The organism is Pseudoxanthomonas sp. Soil82 (assembly GCF_040446535.1).
Lineage (GTDB): Bacteria > Pseudomonadota > Gammaproteobacteria > Xanthomonadales > Xanthomonadaceae > Pseudoxanthomonas > Pseudoxanthomonas kaohsiungensis.
In genome coordinates, this window is record NZ_JBEAAK010000004.1 from 86219 (window position 1) to 106076 (window position 19858).

The following is a 19858-nucleotide window of genomic DNA, read 5'->3' on the forward strand; positions in this document are numbered from 1 at the left end:
CCGGACCAGGTGCCGGAGGCCTCGCCGTTGCCGTGGACCCAGCGCCAGGACCGGGTGGCCTCGGCGCAGGCGCGCCTCGACCAGGCGCTGGCGGCATGGCCGGAACAGGCCGCGCCGGCCGACCCGGCGGCGCTGGCCTCGGCCGCGGCCGACCTGCTCGAGAACGCCCGCCACGAAACCACCCGCCGCATGCTGTGGGTGCTGTCTTCGGCCGCCACCGCGTTGCGCGACGGCGCCCTGGCGGCCAGCGACGCCCTGCGCGGTGCGTTCGCCGGCATCGCCCGCGCCGTGCGCCAGGCGCACGAGGACGAGGCCGCGCCCTCGAACGCGCAGGGCGTGGCCAGCCAGGAACCGACCCGCCAGCTGCTGTACCTCATCGCCCAGGCAAGGGCGACGCATCCCGCGCTGGACGCGCTGCGCGATGCATTCGACCTCGAGGTGCACGCGCCGAGCGAGGCCGAGCTCGACCATGCGCGCGGCAGCCTGGCCGGCCGCAACCGCGACCTGCTCAACACCGTCGGCGGGGTGGTCAAGGAGGAACTGCTGCGGGTCAAGGACGCGCTGGACCTGCACCTGCGCACCGGCGGCGACGCCGCCTCGCTGCAGCCCCAGACTGCCGAACTGGCCAATGTCGCCGATACCCTGGGCATGCTCGGCCTGGGCGTGGCCCGCGACGTCGTGCTGCAGCAGCGCCAGGCGCTGGACGCCATCGCGCGCGGCGAACAGCCGGCCAGCGAGAGCGCGCTGCTCGACATCGCCGGCGCCCTGCTCTACGTGGATGCATCGCTCGACGACCAGGTGGCCCGCCTGGGCGCGGGCGAGGAAGGCGAGGATGCCGCGGCCGCCGAGGCGCGGCGCACGGTGGAGGTGCTGGCGCACGAGGCGATCGCCAACTTCGCCGCCGCGCGCGAGCACTTCGTCGCCTTCATCGAGACCAACTGGGACCACGAACGGCTGAAGGACGTACCGCAGTTGCTGTCGGAGGTTTCGGGCGCATTGCGCATCCTGGACCTGCCGCAGCCGGCCGACTACCTGGAAGGGGTGCGTCGCTACATCGCGACCGAGCTGCTGCAGCGCCGGCGTGTACCCAGCGGGCGCCAGCTCGACACCCTGGCCGACGCGATGGCCAGCCTGGAGTACTACCTCGAAGCGCTGCGCGACCGCCGGCCGAACCGCGAGGAGATCCTGGAGATCGCCCGCAGCAGCCTGGAAAGCCTGCACTACTGGCCGTTGCCGGAAGAAGCCGACGCCGGGGCCGAGGCCGCAGCCGCGCCAGCGGTGGCCGTGGCCGCCGTCGGCCTGGCGCCTGCGCCGGTCGCCGCCGCGGCGACCTCCTCCTGGGATCCGGTGGCCGCCGAGAACGACGATGCAGCCGCGCTGGCAGACGATGCCAGCGGGCCGGCAGCGTTGCCGGAGCGCGAGGTGCTGGAAGCGCCGGCGCTCGACATCGAAATGCCGGCCGCCGAAGTGGCTGCCATCGCGGAGCCGCCTGCGGTCGACAACGCGCAGTGGACCAGCTTCGATCCGGTGGCGGCCGAACTAGACAGCGGCGCCGTCGGCGATGCTGGCGACGGCCAGGCCGCGGAGGCGGTGCCGTCGACCGCAGCGGCGCCGCAGGCCGATGCCATCGGGGGCGTGGAGGTATCCGCCGTCGACGAAGGCGCGGCGAGCGCCGCCGGGTCGATCGCGGCCGACGGGGCTGTTGCCGCCGGCGCCACGCCCGAGGCCGTTCCTGCATTGCCGGACGACCTGCCGCACGTCTCCCCGGTAGCCGGGACCGGTACCTGGCTGGACCTGAGCATGAAGGTCCAGCCGGATGTCCGGCCGGCCCAGGTCTACGAGAGCCGGATCAGCCGCATCGAGCTCGATGCGGACTCCACCTCGCTGATCGCCGAGATTTCCGCCGCCGCCGCCGGCCTCGAGGCCGTCGCTTCGCCGGCCGTCCCCGCACCGGCCATCGCCAGCCTGCAAGCTGCCGAGGTCATCGGCGGTTTCGACGATACCCAGGACATCGATGCCGACATACGCGAAGTCTTCCTCGAGGAGTTCGAGGAGGAGCGCGCCAACCTGCAGCGCATGGTGCCGCACTGGGGCCAGGCGCCGGAGGAGCTCGAGCGGCTCCGCCCGATCCGCCGCGTGTTCCATACGCTCAAGGGCAGCGGCCGCCTGGTCGGCGCGCGCGCGCTGGGTGAATTCAGCTGGAAGATCGAGGGCATGCTCAACCGCGTGCTCGACGGCACCCGCGCCCCGGGTCCGGCGGTGCTGGCGATGGTGCAGCAGGCCTGCGACGTGCTGCCGCAGTTCGATGCGGCATTGCGCGGCGAAGGCAGCGTGACCGCCGACCTGTACGCGATGGAGGCGGTCGCCGACCGCGTCGCCGCCGGCGAGGACGTCTTCTACACCCCGGCTGCCGCGCCGTCCGCGGCTCCCGCGGCCGAGCCGGTCCTCGTGGTCGAAGAGGGCACGCCGGCGTCGGTCGACAGCGTCCTGCGCGAGATCCTCGAGGCCGAGGTCGCTTCGCACCTGGAGACCGTCGACGCCTGGATCGCCTCGGCGCGCCAGGCGCCGGAGCCGGCGAGCGAGGCGTTGCTGCGCGCCATCCACACCATGAACGGCGCGTTCGCCATGACCGACGTGCCGGAGATCACCGGCGTCACCGACGCGGCCGAAACCTTCGTGAAGCGCTCGCTCGCCGCGTCCCGGGTGCCGGACGCCGAGGCGGTCGACGCCCTGGCGGCCATGGCCGACGCCATCCGTGGCTGCATCCGCGCGCTGCAGGCCGAGTCGCCGCGCATTCCGCGCTTCACCGCGCTGGCCGAGCGCCTGCGCACCCTGTCCGAAAGCCTGCCCGAGGCGCGCTGGCCGCAGGTCGCCGAGCCGGAGGCCGAAGCGCTGCAGGACACGCTCCCGCAGGCGGGCGTCGAGCTCACCAGCGTCGAGGACCTGGCGGCGTACCTGGACCAGGCACCGGCCGATGTCCCCATGCCGGCCGACGCCGATGCAGGTCGCGTTGCCGCCGCCAGCGGCGTGCTCGCAGCGGCTTCCGCCGCGGCGGTGGTGGGTAGCGATGCGTCCGGCCGCGCGGAGGTGGTCGCCGCGCACGAGGCCGACCAGCCCGTCGAAGACTTCGATCTCGAAGCCGCCGGCGAAGTCGCGGCCGACGCGCCTGAAGCAGGTGTCGCGGCCGGATCGGACGCGACCGACGCCGGCGACGAGGCGGTGGATGCCGCCTTCGTCGACGTGGAGGCGATCGATTCGGCAGCCGCGACGGGCAACCTGTCGGAGGCGCATGCGTCGGAGGCCGAAGGCGAGCCTGCAGGCGTGCCGGCAATCGACGCAGACGCCGAATCAGCTGCGGAAGCAGACGCCGAGGGTCAAGCCGAAGCCGAACTCGAAGTCGAACTCGAAGCCCTCGAGATGGACATGGGCGCCGCCGAGGCGATCGACGCAGGAGCCGCCGACGCGTCCGGGGCAGCTGCTGCCGCTGCCGACGACGATGAGCCGATGGGCATCGCGGACGAAGAGGCCGTTGCGGCGACCGCGCCGGCCGCAGATGCCGACGTGGCGTCTGCCGAAGCGGAGGCGACCGTCGCCGCCGTGGTCGCCATGCCGGCGCTTGGCGCGCCGTTGCCCGAGTTCCGCTCCGAGGAGGAGGCCGTGGCCGACGGTCCGATGCTCGATTTCAACGAACTGGATCGCGACCTGGTCGACATCTTCGTCGAGGAAGGCGTCGATATCCTCGATCATGTCGATGGCCTGATCCAGGAGCTCCGCCAGGACCCGTCCTCGCGCGAGGCGATCATCGGCCTGCAGCGGGACCTGCACACGCTCAAGGGCGGCGCGCGCATGGCTGGCATCGCCAGCATCGGCGACCTCGGTCACGTGATCGAATCGCTGCTGGAGGCCGTGGCCGAACACCGCACCGAGCTGCAGCGCGGCGACATCCAGCTGCTGGAGCGCGGGTTCGACGCCCTGCACCGGCTGCTGCAGCACACCCGCGTGCATCGCGCCACCGACATCCCGCAGGCGTTGATCGACGAGTTCGAGGCGCGGATCCGCGGCGAAGCGGTGGCCGTGCCCGGCGAGTCCGCCGAGGCCAGCTACGTGGCCGCGCTGGCGACGCCGCCAGCGACTGCGGACGTTCCGGAGCCCAAGGGTGCGCCGTCGGTCGCCGAAGCCGCGGAACCGGAGCCCGTGCGCACGCACGTGCCCCTGTCCGCGCCGGTGGAGGACGAGGCGGCGGTCACCACGGACGAAGGCGCGCCGCGCGCGCCGCAGGAGCAGGTGCGCGTGCGCGCCGACCTGCTCGACAACCTGGTCAACCATGCCGGCGAAGTGGCGATCTACCGCTCGCGCCTGGAGCAGCAGCTGGGTGCGTTCCGCAGCGCCATGGCCGAGCTGGACCGCACCAACGCTCGACTGCGCGACCAGCTGCGCCGCCTGGACCTGGAAACCGAGGCCCAGATCGTCGCCCGCTACCAGCGTGAACAGGACAGCGCCGACCCGACCTTCGACCCGCTGGAGCTGGACCGCTTCTCCACGCTGCAGCAGCTCAGCCGCGGCCTGGCCGAATCGGCGGCCGACTTGACCGGCCTGCAGGGCGTGCTCGACGACCTGGCGCGCCAGTACGACGTGCTCCTGCAGCAGCAGTCGCGCGTGAGTTCGGAGCTGCAGGACGGGCTGATGAGCGCGCGCATGGTGCCGTTCGACAGCATCGTCCCGCGCCTGCGCCGCGTGGTCCGCCAGGCCGCGCACGACACCCGCAAGCAGGTCCAGCTGCGCCTGGACGGCACCCACGGCGAACTGGACCGTAACGTCCTCGATCGCATGGTCGCGCCGCTGGAGCACATGCTGCGCAATTCGGTGGCCCATGGCCTGGAGTCGCCGAAGGACCGCCGCGGCAACGGCAAGGACGAGGAAGGCACGATCACCATCGCGCTGCGCCGCGAAGGTTCGGAAATCGTGCTGCAGGTGTCCGACGACGGCCGCGGCCTGGACCGCGCCGCGATCCGCCGGCGCGCCGAACAGCGCAACCTGATCAAGCCGGGTGCGGAGCTGACCGATGCCGAGCTGGACTCGGTGATCTTCGAATCCGGCTTCAGCACCTCCGAGAAGGTCAGCCAGCTGGCCGGCCGCGGCGTGGGCATGGACGTGGTCCGCAACGAGGTGCGCCAGCTCGGCGGCACGGTCGAGATCGACTCGGTCGCCGGCAAGGGCGTGACCTTCACCCTGCGCCTGCCGCAGACGCTGGCGGTGACCCAGGCGGTGTTCGTGCAGATCGGCGAGACCACCTTCGCGGTGCCGGTGGCTTCGGTCAGCGGCATCGGCCGGATCTCGCGCGAACGCTTCGAGGCCGGTGGCGGCGTCTACCGCTATGCAGGCGAGGAGTACGCGCTGCACGACCTGGGCCTGCTGGTCGGACAGGGCGCGGCCAAGGCCGAGGGCCAGGCGCAGGTGCCGCTGCTGCTGGTGCGCGCCGGCGACCTGCGCGCCGCGGTGGCCATCGACCAGGTCGTCGGCAACCGCGAAATCGTGGTCAAGCCGGTCGGCCTGCAGATCTCCTCGGTCCCGGGCATCTACGGCGCAACCATCACCGGCGACGGCCACGTGGTGGTGATCCTCGACGTCGCCCCGCTGGTGCGCCGCCACCTGGCCCAGCCGGAGCGACCGGCCGCGGTCGAGCCGCAGCAGGCGCGCCACGTGCCGCTGGTCATGGTGGTCGACGATTCGCTGACCATGCGCAAGGTCACCGGCCGCGTACTGGAGCGCCACAACTTCGAGGTGGTCGTCGCCCGCGACGGCATCGAAGCGCTGGAGCGCCTGGAGGAGCGCGTGCCCGACCTGATGCTGCTGGACATCGAGATGCCGCGCATGGACGGGTACGAGCTGGCCACCGCCATGCGCGCGGACGACCGCTTCCGCGGCGTGCCGATCGTGATGATCACGTCGCGTACCGGCGAGAAGCATCGCCAGCGCGCGTTCGAGATCGGCGTGCAGCGCTACCTCGGCAAGCCGTACCAGGAACTGGACCTGATGCGAAACGTGTACGACCTGCTGGGGATCGCCCGTGTCCGTGGCTGACGCACGCAAGCCGGTGGCGCTGCTCGCGCGCGCCGGTGCCGCGCGCGACCGCCTGCGCGAGGCGCTGGATGCGGCGGGCGCCCAGGTGGTGCTCGAGGAAGATCCGACCGTGCTCGACGCCGGGACCCTGGCCGCGGCCGGGCCGCAGGCGGTGCTGGTCGCGCTGGAGCCGGCGGTCGAAGACGCCCTGGTCGCCCTGGAGCCCGTGCTGGAGTCGCCCGGCCTGCTGGTCGTGTTCGACGAGGCCGACCTGGCCGCGCGTCGTGATGGCTGGGAAGCGCAGCGCTGGATCCGCCACCTGGCGGCCAAGCTGCACGGCCACGACGACGTGCTCCCGCCCGGCCGCGAGCAGGACCTGGTGATCGACCTGCAGCCCGGTGCCCCGGCAACGCCGGCCCAGCTGCACGCCGAGGATCCGTTCGACACCCACCTGGCCGAAGCCGCCGCGCGCGCCGAGGCGCTGCCGGAGGACCGCCCCGGCGAGAACCTGCCCGAGCCGGCCATCGCCGCGCCCTCGCCGTCCGCCTGGTCGCTGAGCGACGATGCCGCGGCGCCGGCGTTCGAGCGCGCCGGGCGCGAACCGCCCCCGCTGCCGGACTTCTCGCGCCTCGAACTCGTGGCGCTGGAGCCGGAAGGGACCGACGATATCGTCAAGGGTGCGGTCCTGGTGATCGCCGGCATCGGCGGCCCGGACGCGGTACGCAAGCTGATCGGCGCGCTCCCGGCCGGGTTCACCCGGCCCCTGCTGGTCCAGCTCAAGCTCGACGGCGGCCGTTACGACAACCTGGTCAAGCAGCTGGCGCGCGTATCGGCGCTGCCGGTGGCCATGGCCATGCCGGGCGACGCCGTCTCCGCGGCCACCGTCTACGTGCTGCCCCAGGCGGTCGGCATCGAAGCCAGCGACGAGGGCCTGGCCTTCACCGACGGCGACAGCGAGCTGGTCGCGTCGTTGCCGCCGGCCGAGAGCGCGGTCATCGTGCTCAGCGGCGCGGACCCGGCACGGATCGATGCCGTGCTGGCGCTGGCCACCCGCGGTGGCCATGTCGCCGGGCAGTCGCTAGAGGGCTGCTACGACGCATCGGCGGTGAAACTGATGGCGGCCGGTGGTGCCGAGCTCGGCGCCCCGGCGCAGCTGGCCGAACAGCTGGCCGCGCGCTGGCCCTGAGCCGGCAGACCGTTCGAGGACGAAGGACAGATGGCCTATAACAGCGACGAAATCCGCGGTGTCATGATCCAGGTGGGCCAAGAGCGCCTGCTCCTGCCCAATGCGACGGTGGCCGAAGTGCTGGCGCGCGTGGCGATCGAGCCGGTGGAGGGTGCGCCGGCGTGGCTGCCGGGGCAGATCGTCTGGCACGGGTGGAACGTGCCCCTGGTGGCGTTCTCGCGCCTGGCCGGGCTGGGCGAGGAGCCGGCGATGCGCAACAACCGCGTGATCGTGCTCAAGGGCCTGGGCAAGGACGAGACCCTGCCGTATTTCGCCCTGCTGACGGCCTCGTTCCCGCAGCTGGTCTCGGTGCCGCGCGACAGCCTGCTGGCCGACGCGTCGGAGGAAGACCTGCCGCGCGGGGTGCAGATGCGCGTCCTGCTCGGCGACCAGAGTGCCCTGCTGCCGGACCTGGAAGGCGTGGAGCGCATGATCGGCGAGGCGATGGCCGCCGCGGCCTGAGGCCGAGCCGGCGTCGTCGCCCGGACCGGCCGGCGCGTCGCGCCGTTCCTGTCTGAAAACCGCCCTGGGGCCTGTCCCGCTGCCAAAGCCCGACTCTGCGTAGAGCGGGGCTCGCCCCACTGCTACTGGGACGGCGGGACTCGTGGCCAGCGGCGGCGGAAGAGCAGCAGGCGAGTCGGCCCTACAGGTCGCCGAAGCGTGCCTGCAGGGCGGCAATGGCCGCCAGGCCCGCAGTTTCGGTACGTAGCACCCGTGGCCCCAGTCGCAGTCCGCTGAAGCCGGCCGCCTGCAGGATGGTGCGGTCGCGCGGCGACCAGCCGCCCTCCGGGCCGATCGCGATCCACACGTTCCCGCCTGCCGGCGAGTGCAGGCTGTCCAGCCGGTGTTCGCCTTGCGGATCGAGTACCAGGCGCAGGCCTTCGCCGTCGATCGCGCGCGCCGCCGCATCCAGCGTCGCCGGCGCTCCCAGCGCCGGCACCCGCGCCCGCCCGGACTGCTCGCACGCCGACTCAAGCACGCTGCGCCAGTGGGCCAGGCGCTTTCCGGCGCGTTCGGCATCCAGCCGCACCTCGGTGCGGTCGCCCGAGACCGGGACGACGGCGGCCACGCCCAGTTCGGTGGCCTTCTGCAGGATCAGGTCCATCTTCTCGCCGCGCGCGATGCCCTGGAGCAGGACGATCCGCAGCGGCGACTCGTTGGCGACCGGCTCGCGCGCCAGCACTTCCACGCGTGCCTCGCGCTTGCCGATGGCGGCCAGCCGCGCCGGGTAGTCGTGGCCGTCGCCGTTGAACAGCACGCAGCCATCGCCTTCGCGCAGCCGCAACACGCGCACCAGGTGGTTGGCCGCGCGCTCGGGCAGCGCCAGGTCGGCGCCGATATGCAGGGGCAGGTCGACATGGCAGCGGGTCACGCGCACGCGGTGGCCTCCTCGATGGCCTCGGCCGTGACCGAGGCGAGCAGTTGCAGCTGCGCGTCGTCGACGCAGTACGGCGGCATCCAGTACAGGATGTCGCCCAGCGGGCGCAGCAGCACGCCGCGCGCCAGCGCCGCACGGTAGGCGCGCAGGCCGACGCGCGCGGCTGCGGGGAACGGCGTGGCGCGGTCGCCGTCGCGGGTCAGCTCGAACGCCACGACCATGCCTGCCTGGCGCACGTCGGCGACGTGGCGGTGCGCGGCCAGCGGCGCGGCCAGGACCGCCATCGCCGCGGCCGTGGCACGGTTGCGTTCCAGCACGCCATCGCTTTCGAAGATATCCAGGGATGCCATCGCCGCCGCGCAGGCCAGCGGGTTACCGGTGTAGCTGTGCGAGTGGAGGAACGCGCGCTCGCGCGAATCGTCGAGGAAGCCGTCGTACAGCGATTGCGTGGCCAGCACCGCGGCCAGCGGCAGGAAGCCACCGGTCAGGCCCTTGGACAGGCACATCAGGTCGGGCGAGATACCGGCCTGTTCGCAGGCGAACAGGGTGCCGGTGCGGCCGAATCCGGTGGCGATCTCGTCGGCGATGAGGAACGCCCCGTTGGCATCGCACAGCTCGCGCGCCCGGCGCAGGTAGGCCGGATCGTGCATGCGCATGCCGCCGGCGCACTGCAGCCTTGGTTCCAGGATCACGGCGCAGATCTCGCCAGGGTGGCGGTCGAACAGGTCGGCCAGCGCGTCGGCGGCCTGCGCGGCGCGCTGCGCCGGGGACTGGCCGGGCGTGGCGAGGTAGGCGTCGGGCGAGGGCGCGAACAGGGCCTGCGCCAGCAGCGGCGCATAGATGCGCCGGTACAGCGGGATGTCGCCGACCGCCAGCGCGCCCAACGTCTCGCCGTGGTAGCCGTTCTCGAGGGCGACGAACTTGGTGCGACCCGGCTCGCCCCGGTTGCGGAACCAGTGGAACGCCATCTTCAGCGCCACCTCCACGCCGGCGGAGCCGTTGTCGGCGTAGAACACTTTCGCCAGTGGCGCGCGGCCCGCCTGTCGCGGCGCGAGGGCCAGGAGCCGCTCGGCCAGTTCCACCGCCGGCGCATGCGAAAAGCCGGCCAGGATCACCTGTTCCAGGGTGCCGGCCTGGCGTGCGATGGCGGCGGCGATTCGCGGCTCGGCGTGCCCGTGCAGGTTGGTCCACCAGCTGCTGACGCCGTCGAGGTAGCGGCGTCCGTCGTAGCCGTGCAGCCAGGCGCCTGTGCCGCGCTCGATGGGCACCAGCGGCAGGACGTCGGGGTGCTCGCGCATCTGCGTGCAGGGGTGCCAGAGCACGGCCAGGTCGCGTTCCCGCCACCGTGCGCCGGCCTGTTCGGTCGCCGGGTCTGCTAGCATTCGCGGCTCATGATCACGTTCGTGCATCCCGCCATGATATCGGCCGCGCCGCGGCCGCGCCGCGGGTACTTGCCGTGAGCCGTCGCCTCCCGGTCATCCACGAGACCACCGCCCAGGACGTCGGACCATACCGGCTCGAACGCCTGGACCTGGAATTCGGCAACGGCGAGCGCCGGCGCTTCGAGCGCATGGTCAGCCGCGGCCACGGCGCAGTGGTGGTGGTGCCCATGCTGGACGATGGGACCGTGCTGCTGGTGCGCGAATACGCGGCCGGCGTGCACCGCTACGAACTGGGGCTGGTCAAGGGCCGCATCGATGCCGGCGAGACGCCGGAACAGGCGGCCGACCGCGAGCTGAAGGAGGAGGCCGGCTACGGCGCCCGCCGGCTCGATGTGCTGCGCGGCATGACCCTTGCGCCCACCTACATGAGCCATGTCTCCTGGCTGGTGGTGGCACGCGACCTCTATCCCGAGAAGCTTCCCGGCGACGAGCCGGAGGAGCTCGAAGGCATTCCCTGGAAACTGCAGGATCTGGAACAGCTGATGTTGCGAGATGATTTTTCCGAAGGCCGGTCGCTGGCCGCCCTGTTCATCGCCCGCGCCTGGCTGGCCGCACGATGATCAGGATCACCGCCGACCTGCGCGAGACCGTGATCGCGATCGCCCGTCAGGCGGGCGCGGCGATCATGGAGATCTACGCCGGAAGCTTCGACGTCGCCCACAAGGACGACGCCAGCCCGCTCACCGCCGCCGACCTGGCCGCGCACCGGATCATCGTCGAGGGATTGGAGCGGCTGACGCCCGACCTGCCGGTGCTGTCGGAGGAATCGGCCGACATTCCCTGGGCGACCCGCCAGCACTGGTCCAGCTACTGGCTGGTCGATCCGCTCGATGGCACCCGCGAGTTCGTCAAGCGCAACGGCGAGTTCACCGTCAACATCGCCCTGATCCACCAGGGCGCGCCGGCCCTGGGCGTGGTCCAGGCGCCGGTCGGCGGCCAGGTCTGGCATGCCGTGCGCGGCGAGCTGGGCTACCGCCGCGACGGCCATCGCGACAGCGTGCTGCGCGCCCGTGCGCCGGCGACCGCGCCGCTGCGGGTGGCCGCCAGCCGTTCGCACCGGGACGCCCGCACCCAGGCGGTGCTCGACCGGATGGGGCCGATCGAAGAGGTTGCGCTGGGTTCGTCGTTGAAGTTCTGCCGGATCGCCGAAGGCGGACTCGACGTCTACCCGCGCTTCGGCCCGACCTCGGAGTGGGACACCGCCGCGGCGCAATGCGTGCTGCATGCGGCCGGAGGCGCGCTGCTTGCCGCCGACACCGGCAAGCCGTTCCGCTACAACCGGCGCGAGTCGCTGCTCAACGGCGATTTCATCGCGCTGGGCGACCCGGACCTGCCTTGGCGCGACTGGCTGTTGTAGGAGCCGATTCATCGGCGACCCGACGCCGCCGCTCCAAGTGAGGCCCCATCCCCCGACGCCCGCGTCGCCGTCCGATGGGCTCCTCCAAGAAGGGCGCCTGCAGTGCTGGGTCCGGCAAAATCGCCTTGTCCTTCCTTGCCACCCTGGAGTCCCCGCATGGATGACGCCACCCGCCCCATCGACCGCCTGCTGGAAATCATGGCGCGTCTGCGCGATCCGCAGGGCGGCTGCCCGTGGGACCGCGAGCAGGATTTCTCCACCATCGCGCCCTACACGATCGAGGAGGCCTACGAAGTCGCCGACGCGATCGACCGCAACGACCTGGACGCGCTGAAGGACGAACTCGGCGACCTGCTGTTGCAGGTGGTGTTCCATGCGCAGATGGCCAGCGAACAGGGTGCGTTCGCCTTCGACGACGTGGCCGTGGCGATCGGCGACAAGATGGTGCGCAGGCACCCGCATGTGTTCGGCGACGCCAGTTTCGCCGACGCCGACGAGCAGACCCTGAACTGGGAGGCGATCAAGCGCGCCGAGCGCGTCGCCGCCGGCGAAGAGGATCGCTCCGCGCTGGCCGGTATTTCCCGTGGACTGCCCGAATGGCAGCGCGCGGTGAAACTGCAGTCGCGGGCGGCGCGCACCGGTTTCGACTGGCCCGGGCCAGGGCCGGTGATCGCCAAGCTGCACGAGGAGATCGAAGAGGTCCGTGCCGAGTTCGACCGCGGTGCGGTCGAGGACAACCGCGCCCGGCTGGAGGACGAGATCGGCGACCTGCTGTTCGTGGCCGCCAACCTGGCCCGCCATGCCAAGGTCGACGTCGGCGCCGCGCTGCGCCGGGCCAACCTCAAGTTCGAGCGCCGCTTCCGCGCCATGGAGCAGCTGGCGCAGGACGACGGCACGCCGTTGCCGACGCTGGCGCTCGACCAGCAGGAGGCCTACTGGGACCGCGCCAAGCGGCTCGAGCGTGGCGGGCGGGACTGAGCGCCGGCCATGGCCACCTTCCTCCTGTTCGCGATCACCGCGCTGGCCGAGATCGCCGGCTGCTGGCTGGTGTGGTCGTGGCTGCGCAATGGCGGAAGCGCCTGGCTGCTGGTGCCCGCCGCCGCGAGCCTGGCGCTCTTCGCCTGGCTGCTGACCCTGCATCCGACCGCGACCGGCCGCGTCTATGCGGCCTACGGCGGGGTCTACATCAGCCTGGCGATCTTCTGGCTGTGGGGGGTCGACGGCGTCCGCCCGACCCGCTGGGACCTGCTGGGCGTGGCGTTGTGCCTGGCCGGCATGGCCGTCATCATGTTCGCGCCGCGCAGCGCGTAGCGCGCGGCGTTCCCTGGGAGGGGATGCGATGGCCCGTTTCGCCAGTTTCCGCGAGTTCTATCCGTATTACCTGTCCGAGCACAGCAACCGCACCTCGCGGCGGTTGCACTTCATCGGCAGCTGCGGCGTGCTGGTACTGCTGGCCCTGGCGATCGCGCGCGGCAACCCGTGGTGGCTGCTGGCCGCGCTGGCGTGCGGCTATGGCTTCGCCTGGATCGGGCACTTCTTCTTCGAGAAGAACCGGCCGGCGACCTTCCGCCATCCGTTCTACTCCTTCGCCGGCGACTGGGTGATGTTCAAGGACATCCTGACCGGGAAGATCCGCTTCTGAGCCCGGCGCCCCGCGCGGCGCGGGGCGCATCGCGCTACGGACGCGGGCCGGCGGCTCAGCGCGCCGCGGCCGGGCCTTCGTAGAACATCAGGAATGCCGCGCCGACGATCAGCACGAAGGCCGCATAGTGGTTCCACTTCAGCGGCTGGCCGAGGTACCAGGCCGAGAAGCCGGCGAACACCACCAGGGTGATGATCTCCTGGATCGTCTTGAGCTGGACCACCGAATACACCGCGCTGCCCATCCGGTTGGCCGGCACCATCAGCAGGTATTCGAAGAAGGCGATGCCCCAGCTGACCAGGATCACGGTCAGCAGCGGGGCATGCTTGTACTTCAGGTGCCCGTACCAGGCGAAGGTCATGAACACGTTGCTGCCCAGCAGGAGCAGCAGCGGGACGAAATAGCTGGAGACGGGCAGGGCGGGCATCGGGCAGGCGCACTCGTGGGAACCGGGAGCGCAGCATAGGCCAGCGCCACGTCCCGATCATCGCCTCGCGCGCGCCGGCCTCCCGAAGAGGCCCGGCTGCACGGTATCGCCCCGCGCGACGGGGCCGGCGCTCAGGCCTCCCGCAGCGCCAGCGCCGGCGGGGTGCGCAGGATCCGCCGGGTTCCCGACCAGCCGGCCACCAGGCTCAGCAGCACTCCCAGCGCGCCGCCGGCGAGCAGCGACGTCCACGGCGGCGACAGCGCCAGTTCGAACAGCTGGCGCGACACGAGGGTGCCGATGAGCGCGGCCGCGCCGACCGCCAGGATCGCCGCGAGCAGTCCCAGTGCGCCGAATTCGACCAGCACCGCGCCGCGCAGCTGGCCGTGCCGCGCGCCCAGGGTGCGCAGCACCGCGCTGTCGAAGCGGCGCTCACCGGCGGTCGCCTGCAGCGCCGCGAGCAGCACGAGCACGCCGGCGGCCAGGCTGAAGCCCATCACCAGCTGTACCGCCTGGGCCACCTGCTCGATCACTTCGCGCACGCGCTGCAGGATCGCGTCGATTTCCAGCACCGACACGTTCGGGAACTCGCGGGCCACCGGCGCCAGCGCCGCGGTGCGGCCGGACGGAAGGTGGAAGCTGGAGATCAGGCTGTAAGGCGCGTCGCCGACCGCGCCGGCATTGAGCAACAGGAAGAAGTTGACCCGGAACGAATCCCAATCGGCCTTGCGCAGGCTGGTCACGGTGAACGTGCGCTCCTGCTCGCCCAGCTGCAGGGTGACCGTGTCGCCCAGGCCGAGTCCGTAGCGCCCGGCCCAGCCTTCCTCGACCGAGGCTTCGGCGCCGGTGCTTCCCGGCTTCCAGAACGTGCCTGCCAGCAGCGTGTTTGCCGGCGGGAAGGTGCTGCGCCAGGAGAAATTCACCGGCCGGTTGGCCTCGTCCCCGGCGCCGTCAGCGCCATCGTCGGCTTCGCGCCGTGGCGGCCGGCCGTTGATCGCCACCAGCCGGCCGGTGCCGAACGGCTGCAGGTCGGGATCGGCCACGCCGATGCCGCGCAGCGTGCTTTCCACGGCGCCGGCCTGGTCGCGCTGGATGTTCAGGAGGAAGTGGTTGGGCGTATCCGGCGGCAGCCGGTCGCGCCACTCGCCGAGCAGCCCCGGGCCGACCACGGCCAGCAGCAGCAGCGCGCACAGCGACAGAGACAATCCGACCAGTTGCACCACGGCCAGGCCGCGCCGCCGGGTCAGTGCCGCCAGCCCCAGCTTCCATGCGCCACCCACCCGCCGTTGCACCCGCCGCAGCAGCCACAACAGCACGATGCCGGCCAGCGCGGACAGCACCGCGAGTGCGCCGAGGCCGCCGAGGATCCAGGCCGCCAGCGGCAGGTCGCCGGTGGCGTAGACGGCCAGCGCCACTGTCGCGGCGAGGGCGGCCAGGTAAGTGAGCAGCGAAGTGGGGGGCAACGCGGCGAAGCTGCGGTTGAGCACGCGCATCGGCGGGACCCCGCGCAGGCGCAGCAGCGGCGGCAGGCCGAAGCCCAGCAGCAACAGCAGGCCGATGCCGGCCCCGCTGAGGACCGGCGTCGCCTGCGGCAGTGGCAGGCGCGCCGGGATCAGGCTGCCCAGCACTTCGACCAGCGCCATCTGCGCGAGCATGCCGATGCCGATGCCCAGCACGCAGGCCGGGACTGCCAGCAGCAGCAGTTGCAGCGACAGGGCCGCCAGGATGTCGCGCTGGCGCGCACCCAGGCAGCGCAGGACCGCCACCGTGTCGATCCGGCGCAGGGCGAAACGGTTGGCCGCCAGTGCCGTGGCCACGCCGGCCAGCAGTACCGCGAGCAACGCCGACAGGGCGAGGAAGCGTCCGGCGCGGTCGAACGCGCCGCGCAGTCCCTGCTGCGCGTCCTCGATCGTGACCAGGCGCGCGCGGCCGTCCAGGCGTGGCTGCAGCCACTGGCGGAAGTCGTCGATGGCGGCGGCGTCGCCGGCGAACATCAGCCGGTAGGAGGCGCGGCTGCCCGGGCCGAGCAGGCCGGCGGCATCGACGTCGGCGCGATTGACCAGCAACGGCGGGGCCATCTGCAGCAGCTCGCCGGAAGCGTCCGGCTCGGCCAGCAGCACTGCGGTAATGCGCACGCGGCCGTTGCCGAACTCGATCTCGTCGCCCACCTGCACGCCGAGCGCCTTGAGCAGGCGCGGATCGGCGTAGGCCTCGCCGGGCGCCGGCGTTCCCGCGGCCTGGTCACCCGAGCCGTCCGCGTCGTGCCCGACGCGCAGCTGTCCGCGCAGCGGATAACCCTCGCTCACGCCCTTGACCGTGGCCATCTGGCTGGCCTCGCCGTGGAACAGCACGCTCGGGAACGCGACCATGCGGACGCTGCGCAAGCCGCGCTGGCGGGCCTCGTCGGCCAGTCCCGCCGGCGGCTCCTCGCGACCGCGCACGCCCAGGTCGCCACCGACGACCTCGGCGGCGCTGGAGGTCAGGGCCAGGGTCACCCGGTCGACCAGGGTGCCGACCGCGGTCATCGCCGCCACCCCCAGGGCGAGCGCGGCGAACACGGTCATCAGGTCGCCCGCGAGGAATTCACGGCGCAGAGAACGCGCCGCATGCCGCAGAACGTTCATGCCGGGTCCCCGGCCTGTTCGCCGTCGACAAGCGGCGCGACCGCATGCAGGCGGCCGCCATCCAGGCGATACACCCGCCGGCAGCGCCGCGCCAGCGCCAGGTCGTGGGTTACCAGCACCAGGGTGGTGGCGTTGCGGCGGTTGAGCTCGAACAGCAGGTCGCTGACATGCTGGCCGGTGGCCTGGTCGAGGTTGCCGGTGGGCTCGTCGGCGAACAGGATCCGTGGCCGGCCGACGAAGGCGCGGGCCAGGGCCACGCGCTGCTGCTCGCCGCCGGAGAGCTGGCGCGGGTAATGCCGGCGCCGCTTGTCCAGGCCGACCGACTCGAGCACCTCGCGCACCCGCGCCGCGTCCTCGCGGCCGGCCAGCTCGAGCGGCAGCGCCACGTTTTCCTCGGCGGTCAGCGACGGCAGCAGGTGGAAACTCTGGAACACGAATCCGACTTCGCGCGCCCGCAGCGCCGCGCGCGCCTCCTCGTCCAGGGCGTCCAGCCGCTGCCCGGCCAGGGTGATGCTGCCGCGGCTCGGCAGGTCCAGCCCGGCCAGCAGCCCGAGCAGGGTGGTCTTGCCCGAGCCGGAGGCGCCTACGATGGCGACCGTGCCGCCTTCATCGACGGTCAAGTCGACGCCATCGAGTATCCGCACTTCTCCTTCCGGCCCGGCCACCGACTTGCCGACATCGTTCACGGCGATCGCGGTGGCTATGCTGGGGGCGGTAGTGGACAGGGTATCGATGGGAGTCTCCAGGATGCGGATGATCGAAGCTTGGCGGGGCATGGTCGCGGGGCGGCCACGCCGGCTGGCGTGCTGGCTGCTGCTGGCAGCATCGCTGCTGGCCCCGGTGCTGGCCTGTGCCAGAGGTCCGGCCACCGGTCCGGTGCTGGTGGTGGGCGACAGCCTGAGCGCCGAGCACAACATACCGGCGGGCTCGGGCTGGGTCAGCCTGCTCGGCCGCCGGCTGGCCGCGCGCGATGACCGGCCGCGCGAGGTGGTCAATGCCAGCATAAGCGGCGAAACCACCGCCGGTGCGCTGGTACGGCTGCCCGCGTTGCTGGCCAAGCACCGGCCCTCGGTGGTGGTGGTCGAGCTGGGTGGCAACGACGCCCTTCGCGGACTGGCACCGGCGCAGGTGCGAGGCAACCTGGAAAAGATGGCCGTTCTGGCCGAGGATGCCGGCGCCAAGGTGCTGCTGCTCGGCATCGATGTTCCGCCCAACTATGGTCCGGCCTACCGCCAGCGCCTGCGCCAGGTCTATGCGGACCTGGCCCGGCAGCATGGGGTCGCACTGGTGCCGTTCTTCCTCGAGGGCGTGGCCCTCCAGCCCGGCCTGATGCAATCCGACGGCCTGCATCCCACCGCCGCGGCCCAGCCTCGCCTGCTCGAGAACGCCTGGTCCGCGCTGGAGCCGCTGCTGTAGCGCCGGCCTTCCGCAATTCCGAAACGCGGGCTGAACCGGTGCGCGGGAGGGCCGCTTGCGCCTCCCGCTCGAGGCAGTGCCTTCACACGCCATCCACCCGGGCACCGGCAAGGTTCACAAAGCTGAAAACACGGAGTGGGATATGCGTCAGGGCAAAGAGACCGCCGGGCTGGTGCTGGTCGTCGAGGACAACCGAAACATCTCCGAGATGATCGGCGAGTACCTCGAAAGCCGGGGTTTCGAAGTCGACTACGCCGCCGACGGCCTGGACGGCTATCGCCTCGCCGCCGAGAACAGCTACGACGCGGTGGTGCTGGACCTGATGCTGCCGCGGCTGGACGGCATCGAGGTCTGTCGCCGGTTGCGCAGCGACGCACGCAAGTCCACCCCCGTGCTGATGCTGACCGCGCGCGACACCCTGGACGACAAGCTCACCGGCCTGAGCCATGGCGCCGACGACTACCTGACCAAGCCATTCGCGATCCAGGAGCTGGAAGCGCGCCTGCGTGCGCTGATCCGCCGCGAGCGCCGCCAGGTCGGGTCCGAGGTGCTGACCGTCGCCGACCTCGTGCTGGACCCGGTGAGCATGCGCGTGACGCGCGGCGACCTGGAACTGCAGCTGTCGCCGATCGGCCTGAAGCTGCTGACCATCCTGATGCGCGAATCGCCGCGCGTGGTCAGCCGCCAGGAGATCGAGCGCGAGATCTGGGGCAACAGCCTGCCCGACTCGGACACGTTGCGCAGCCACCTCTACAACCTGCGCAAGGTGATCGACAAGCCGTTCGACCGGCCGCTGCTGCATACCGTGCAGAGCGCGGGCTACCGGGTGGCCGACATCGCCCAGCCGGTGGCTGCGAACTGATCCAGCCGAAGCGGCCGGTGCCACCGCCGGGGACTGGCGCCATGCGCAGGTCGGGCCGGACAATCACGCCGGCTCGATCCGCCTTTGCCTAGACTCGGCAGCCACCTCCCAGCCCACCCCGAATGCCGCACGGTCTGCCAAGGAAGATCCGGATCGCCTTCATCGTGCAGATGGTCATGGCGAGCCTGGCGATCCTGGTCGCTTTCTACGTCGTCGCGACCCTGTTCAAGTACGGCTTCATCCAGGCCACCCTTCAGGACGAAGCCCGCCACTTCTGGCAGCTCTACGAGGCGTCGCCGGCGCAACCCCCGCCCAACAACTTCTCCCTGCGCGGCTACCTGGTCGAGGCGGGGTACTCGAACCTGTCGCTGCCGGCCCACCTGCGCCCGCTGGCGCCGGGCTTCCACGACCTGGCGGCCGACGGCCAGCTGGTATGGGTCGACCAGCAGCAGGCCGGGACGTTGTACCTGGTCTACCTGCGCGACCAGGCCACCCGGGTTGCGCTGTGGTTCGCGGTGCTGCCGGCGATGCTGGCGCTGTTCGCGATCTACGGCGCCACCTGGCTGACCTACAAGGCGTCCAAGCGCATGGTGTCGCCGGTGGCCTGGCTGGCGCGCCTGGTGTCGCGCTGGGATCCGCGCCACCCCGACATCGCCGCGCTGGCGCCCGAACGCCTGCCTGCCGACATGGAGGGCGAGGCGCGGCAGCTGGCGCGCGCATTGCACTCCCTGGGCGGGCGGGTGGAGGCGCAGCTGGAGCGCGAGCGCAATTTCACCCGCGATGCCAGCCATGAGCTGCGCACGCCGCTGACCGTGATCCGGGTGGCCAGCGACATGGCCCTCGAGGATCCGGCGCTGTCGCCTCGGGTGGTGCGCAGCCTGCAACGCATCCAGCGCTCGGGCCGCGACATGGAGGCGGTGATCGATGCCTTCCTGATCCTGGCGCGCGACTCGGACATCGAGCCGCAGAGCGAATGGTTCGACGTCTGCGAGGTCGTGCAGGAAGAGGCCGACAGCGCGCGCATGCTCCTCGGCGACAAGCCGGTCCAGCTCGAGGTGCACTGCAATGCGCGCCCGCAGCTGTACGCACCGCCGCGCGTGCTCCACGTGGTCATCGGCAACCTGCTGCGGAACGCCTGCAGCTACACCGACCGGGGCACCGTTGCCATCACCATCGGTCCCGACAGCGTCGAGGTGAGCGATACCGGCATCGGCATGGCGCCGGAGGCGCTGGCGCGGGCGTTCGAGCCGTTCTACCGGGCCGCCCCGGAACGCCCGATGGGGACCGGCCTGGGACTGTCGATCGTCCTGCGCCTGTGCGAACGCTTCGGATGGCAGATCGCGCTGGATAGCGCGCTGGATACCGGGACGGTCGCGACGGTCCGCTTTCCGCAGCCGCCGCCTGCAGGCGGCGCTTAGCCGGTCAACC

The 19858-nt window shown here is 71.9% G+C and carries 16 protein-coding genes; 11 read left to right on the top strand and 5 right to left on the bottom strand.

Features of this window, described 5'->3' with window-relative positions; all coding sequences use genetic code 11:
* Nucleotides 1–54 precede the first annotated feature (54 nt).
* Genes ABKA19_RS11765 through ABKA19_RS11775 form a run of 3 tightly spaced genes read left to right on the top strand, consistent with a single transcriptional unit; the run spans nucleotide 55 to nucleotide 7747 of the window.
* Nucleotides 55–6081 carry an Hpt domain-containing protein gene (locus ABKA19_RS11765; protein WP_502945795.1) on the top strand — a complete coding sequence of 2009 codons (6027 nt, stop codon included), beginning with the start codon at nucleotides 55–57 and terminating at the stop codon, nucleotides 6079–6081.
* Nucleotides 6068–7246 (top strand): chemotaxis protein CheB, encoded by a 1179-nt coding sequence (locus ABKA19_RS11770; protein ID WP_353689063.1) that lies wholly within the window; start codon nucleotides 6068–6070, stop codon nucleotides 7244–7246. The genes ABKA19_RS11765 and ABKA19_RS11770 overlap by 14 nt, the downstream gene beginning before the upstream one ends.
* Before the next feature lie 30 nt (nucleotides 7247–7276).
* Entirely contained in the window at nucleotides 7277–7747 is a 471-nt protein-coding gene (locus tag ABKA19_RS11775) for a chemotaxis protein CheW (RefSeq protein ID WP_162376682.1), read from the top strand.
* Between the two features lie 181 nt (nucleotides 7748–7928).
* On the opposite strand, the gene ABKA19_RS11780 is transcribed toward ABKA19_RS11775, so the two are convergent.
* Both ABKA19_RS11780 and bioA read right to left on the bottom strand, forming a co-directional pair.
* Entirely contained in the window at nucleotides 7929–8663 is a 735-nt protein-coding gene (locus tag ABKA19_RS11780) for a 16S rRNA (uracil(1498)-N(3))-methyltransferase (protein WP_353689064.1), read from the bottom strand.
* The gene (bioA, locus tag ABKA19_RS11785) at nucleotides 8654–10072 is read right to left on the bottom strand and encodes an adenosylmethionine--8-amino-7-oxononanoate transaminase (RefSeq protein WP_353689065.1); all 1419 of its coding nucleotides are present in this window, start codon (nucleotides 10070–10072) and stop codon (nucleotides 8654–8656) included. Before bioA ends, ABKA19_RS11780 begins: the two co-directional genes overlap by 10 nt.
* A 47-nt stretch (nucleotides 10073–10119) precedes the next feature.
* On the opposite strand from bioA, the gene nudE reads away from it, so the two are divergent.
* The 5 genes from nudE to ABKA19_RS11810 all read left to right on the top strand — a co-directional run bounded on the left by nudE (nucleotide 10120) and on the right by ABKA19_RS11810 (nucleotide 13104).
* The gene (gene nudE, locus ABKA19_RS11790) at nucleotides 10120–10665 is read left to right on the top strand and encodes an ADP compounds hydrolase NudE (RefSeq protein ID WP_353689066.1); all 546 of its coding nucleotides are present in this window, start codon (nucleotides 10120–10122) and stop codon (nucleotides 10663–10665) included.
* The gene (gene cysQ, locus ABKA19_RS11795) at nucleotides 10662–11462 is read left to right on the top strand and encodes a 3'(2'),5'-bisphosphate nucleotidase CysQ (protein ID WP_353689067.1); all 801 of its coding nucleotides are present in this window, start codon (nucleotides 10662–10664) and stop codon (nucleotides 11460–11462) included. The genes nudE and cysQ overlap by 4 nt, the downstream gene beginning before the upstream one ends.
* A gap of 156 nt (nucleotides 11463–11618) precedes the next feature.
* The gene (gene mazG / locus ABKA19_RS11800; RefSeq protein ID WP_353689068.1) at nucleotides 11619–12440 is read left to right on the top strand and encodes a nucleoside triphosphate pyrophosphohydrolase; all 822 of its coding nucleotides are present in this window, start codon (nucleotides 11619–11621) and stop codon (nucleotides 12438–12440) included.
* Between the two features lie 9 nt (nucleotides 12441–12449).
* Complete coding sequence (locus ABKA19_RS11805) at nucleotides 12450–12773, top strand: YnfA family protein (RefSeq protein WP_353689069.1); 324 nt, start codon at nucleotides 12450–12452, stop codon at nucleotides 12771–12773.
* A gap of 28 nt (nucleotides 12774–12801) precedes the next feature.
* On the top strand, nucleotides 12802–13104 hold the full coding sequence (locus tag ABKA19_RS11810; RefSeq protein WP_162376689.1) for an Mpo1-like protein: 303 nt from the start codon (nucleotides 12802–12804) through the stop codon (nucleotides 13102–13104).
* A 55-nt stretch (nucleotides 13105–13159) separates the two neighbouring features.
* Here ABKA19_RS11810 and ABKA19_RS11815 read toward each other — a convergent pair whose 3' ends face one another.
* The 3 genes from ABKA19_RS11815 to ABKA19_RS11825 all read right to left on the bottom strand — a co-directional run bounded on the left by ABKA19_RS11815 (nucleotide 13160) and on the right by ABKA19_RS11825 (nucleotide 16928).
* Complete coding sequence (locus tag ABKA19_RS11815; protein ID WP_162376690.1) at nucleotides 13160–13531, bottom strand: DMT family protein; 372 nt, start codon at nucleotides 13529–13531, stop codon at nucleotides 13160–13162.
* Between the two features lie 131 nt (nucleotides 13532–13662).
* Entirely contained in the window at nucleotides 13663–16152 is a 2490-nt protein-coding gene (locus tag ABKA19_RS11820; protein WP_353689070.1) for an ABC transporter permease, read from the bottom strand.
* Entirely contained in the window at nucleotides 16149–16928 is a 780-nt protein-coding gene (locus tag ABKA19_RS11825) for an ABC transporter ATP-binding protein (RefSeq protein ID WP_353689071.1), read from the bottom strand. The genes ABKA19_RS11820 and ABKA19_RS11825 overlap by 4 nt, the downstream gene beginning before the upstream one ends.
* Here ABKA19_RS11825 and ABKA19_RS11830 point away from each other — a divergent pair.
* The 3 genes from ABKA19_RS11830 (at nucleotide 16906) to ABKA19_RS11840 (ending at nucleotide 19848) form a co-directional block, all read left to right on the top strand.
* Nucleotides 16906–17568 carry an arylesterase gene (locus ABKA19_RS11830; protein WP_502945778.1) on the top strand — a complete coding sequence of 221 codons (663 nt, stop codon included), beginning with the start codon at nucleotides 16906–16908 and terminating at the stop codon, nucleotides 17566–17568. The two genes, ABKA19_RS11825 and ABKA19_RS11830, sit on opposite strands and share 23 nt — an antisense overlap.
* Before the next feature lie 142 nt (nucleotides 17569–17710).
* Nucleotides 17711–18430, top strand: coding sequence for a response regulator transcription factor (locus tag ABKA19_RS11835; RefSeq protein ID WP_162376693.1), 720 nt, complete (start codon nucleotides 17711–17713; stop codon nucleotides 18428–18430).
* Nucleotides 18431–18552: 122 nt separating this feature from the next.
* Nucleotides 18553–19848, top strand: a complete 1296-nt coding sequence (locus tag ABKA19_RS11840; protein ID WP_353689073.1) for a sensor histidine kinase — start codon at nucleotides 18553–18555, stop codon at nucleotides 19846–19848.
* Nucleotides 19849–19858: the final 10 nt, after the last annotated feature.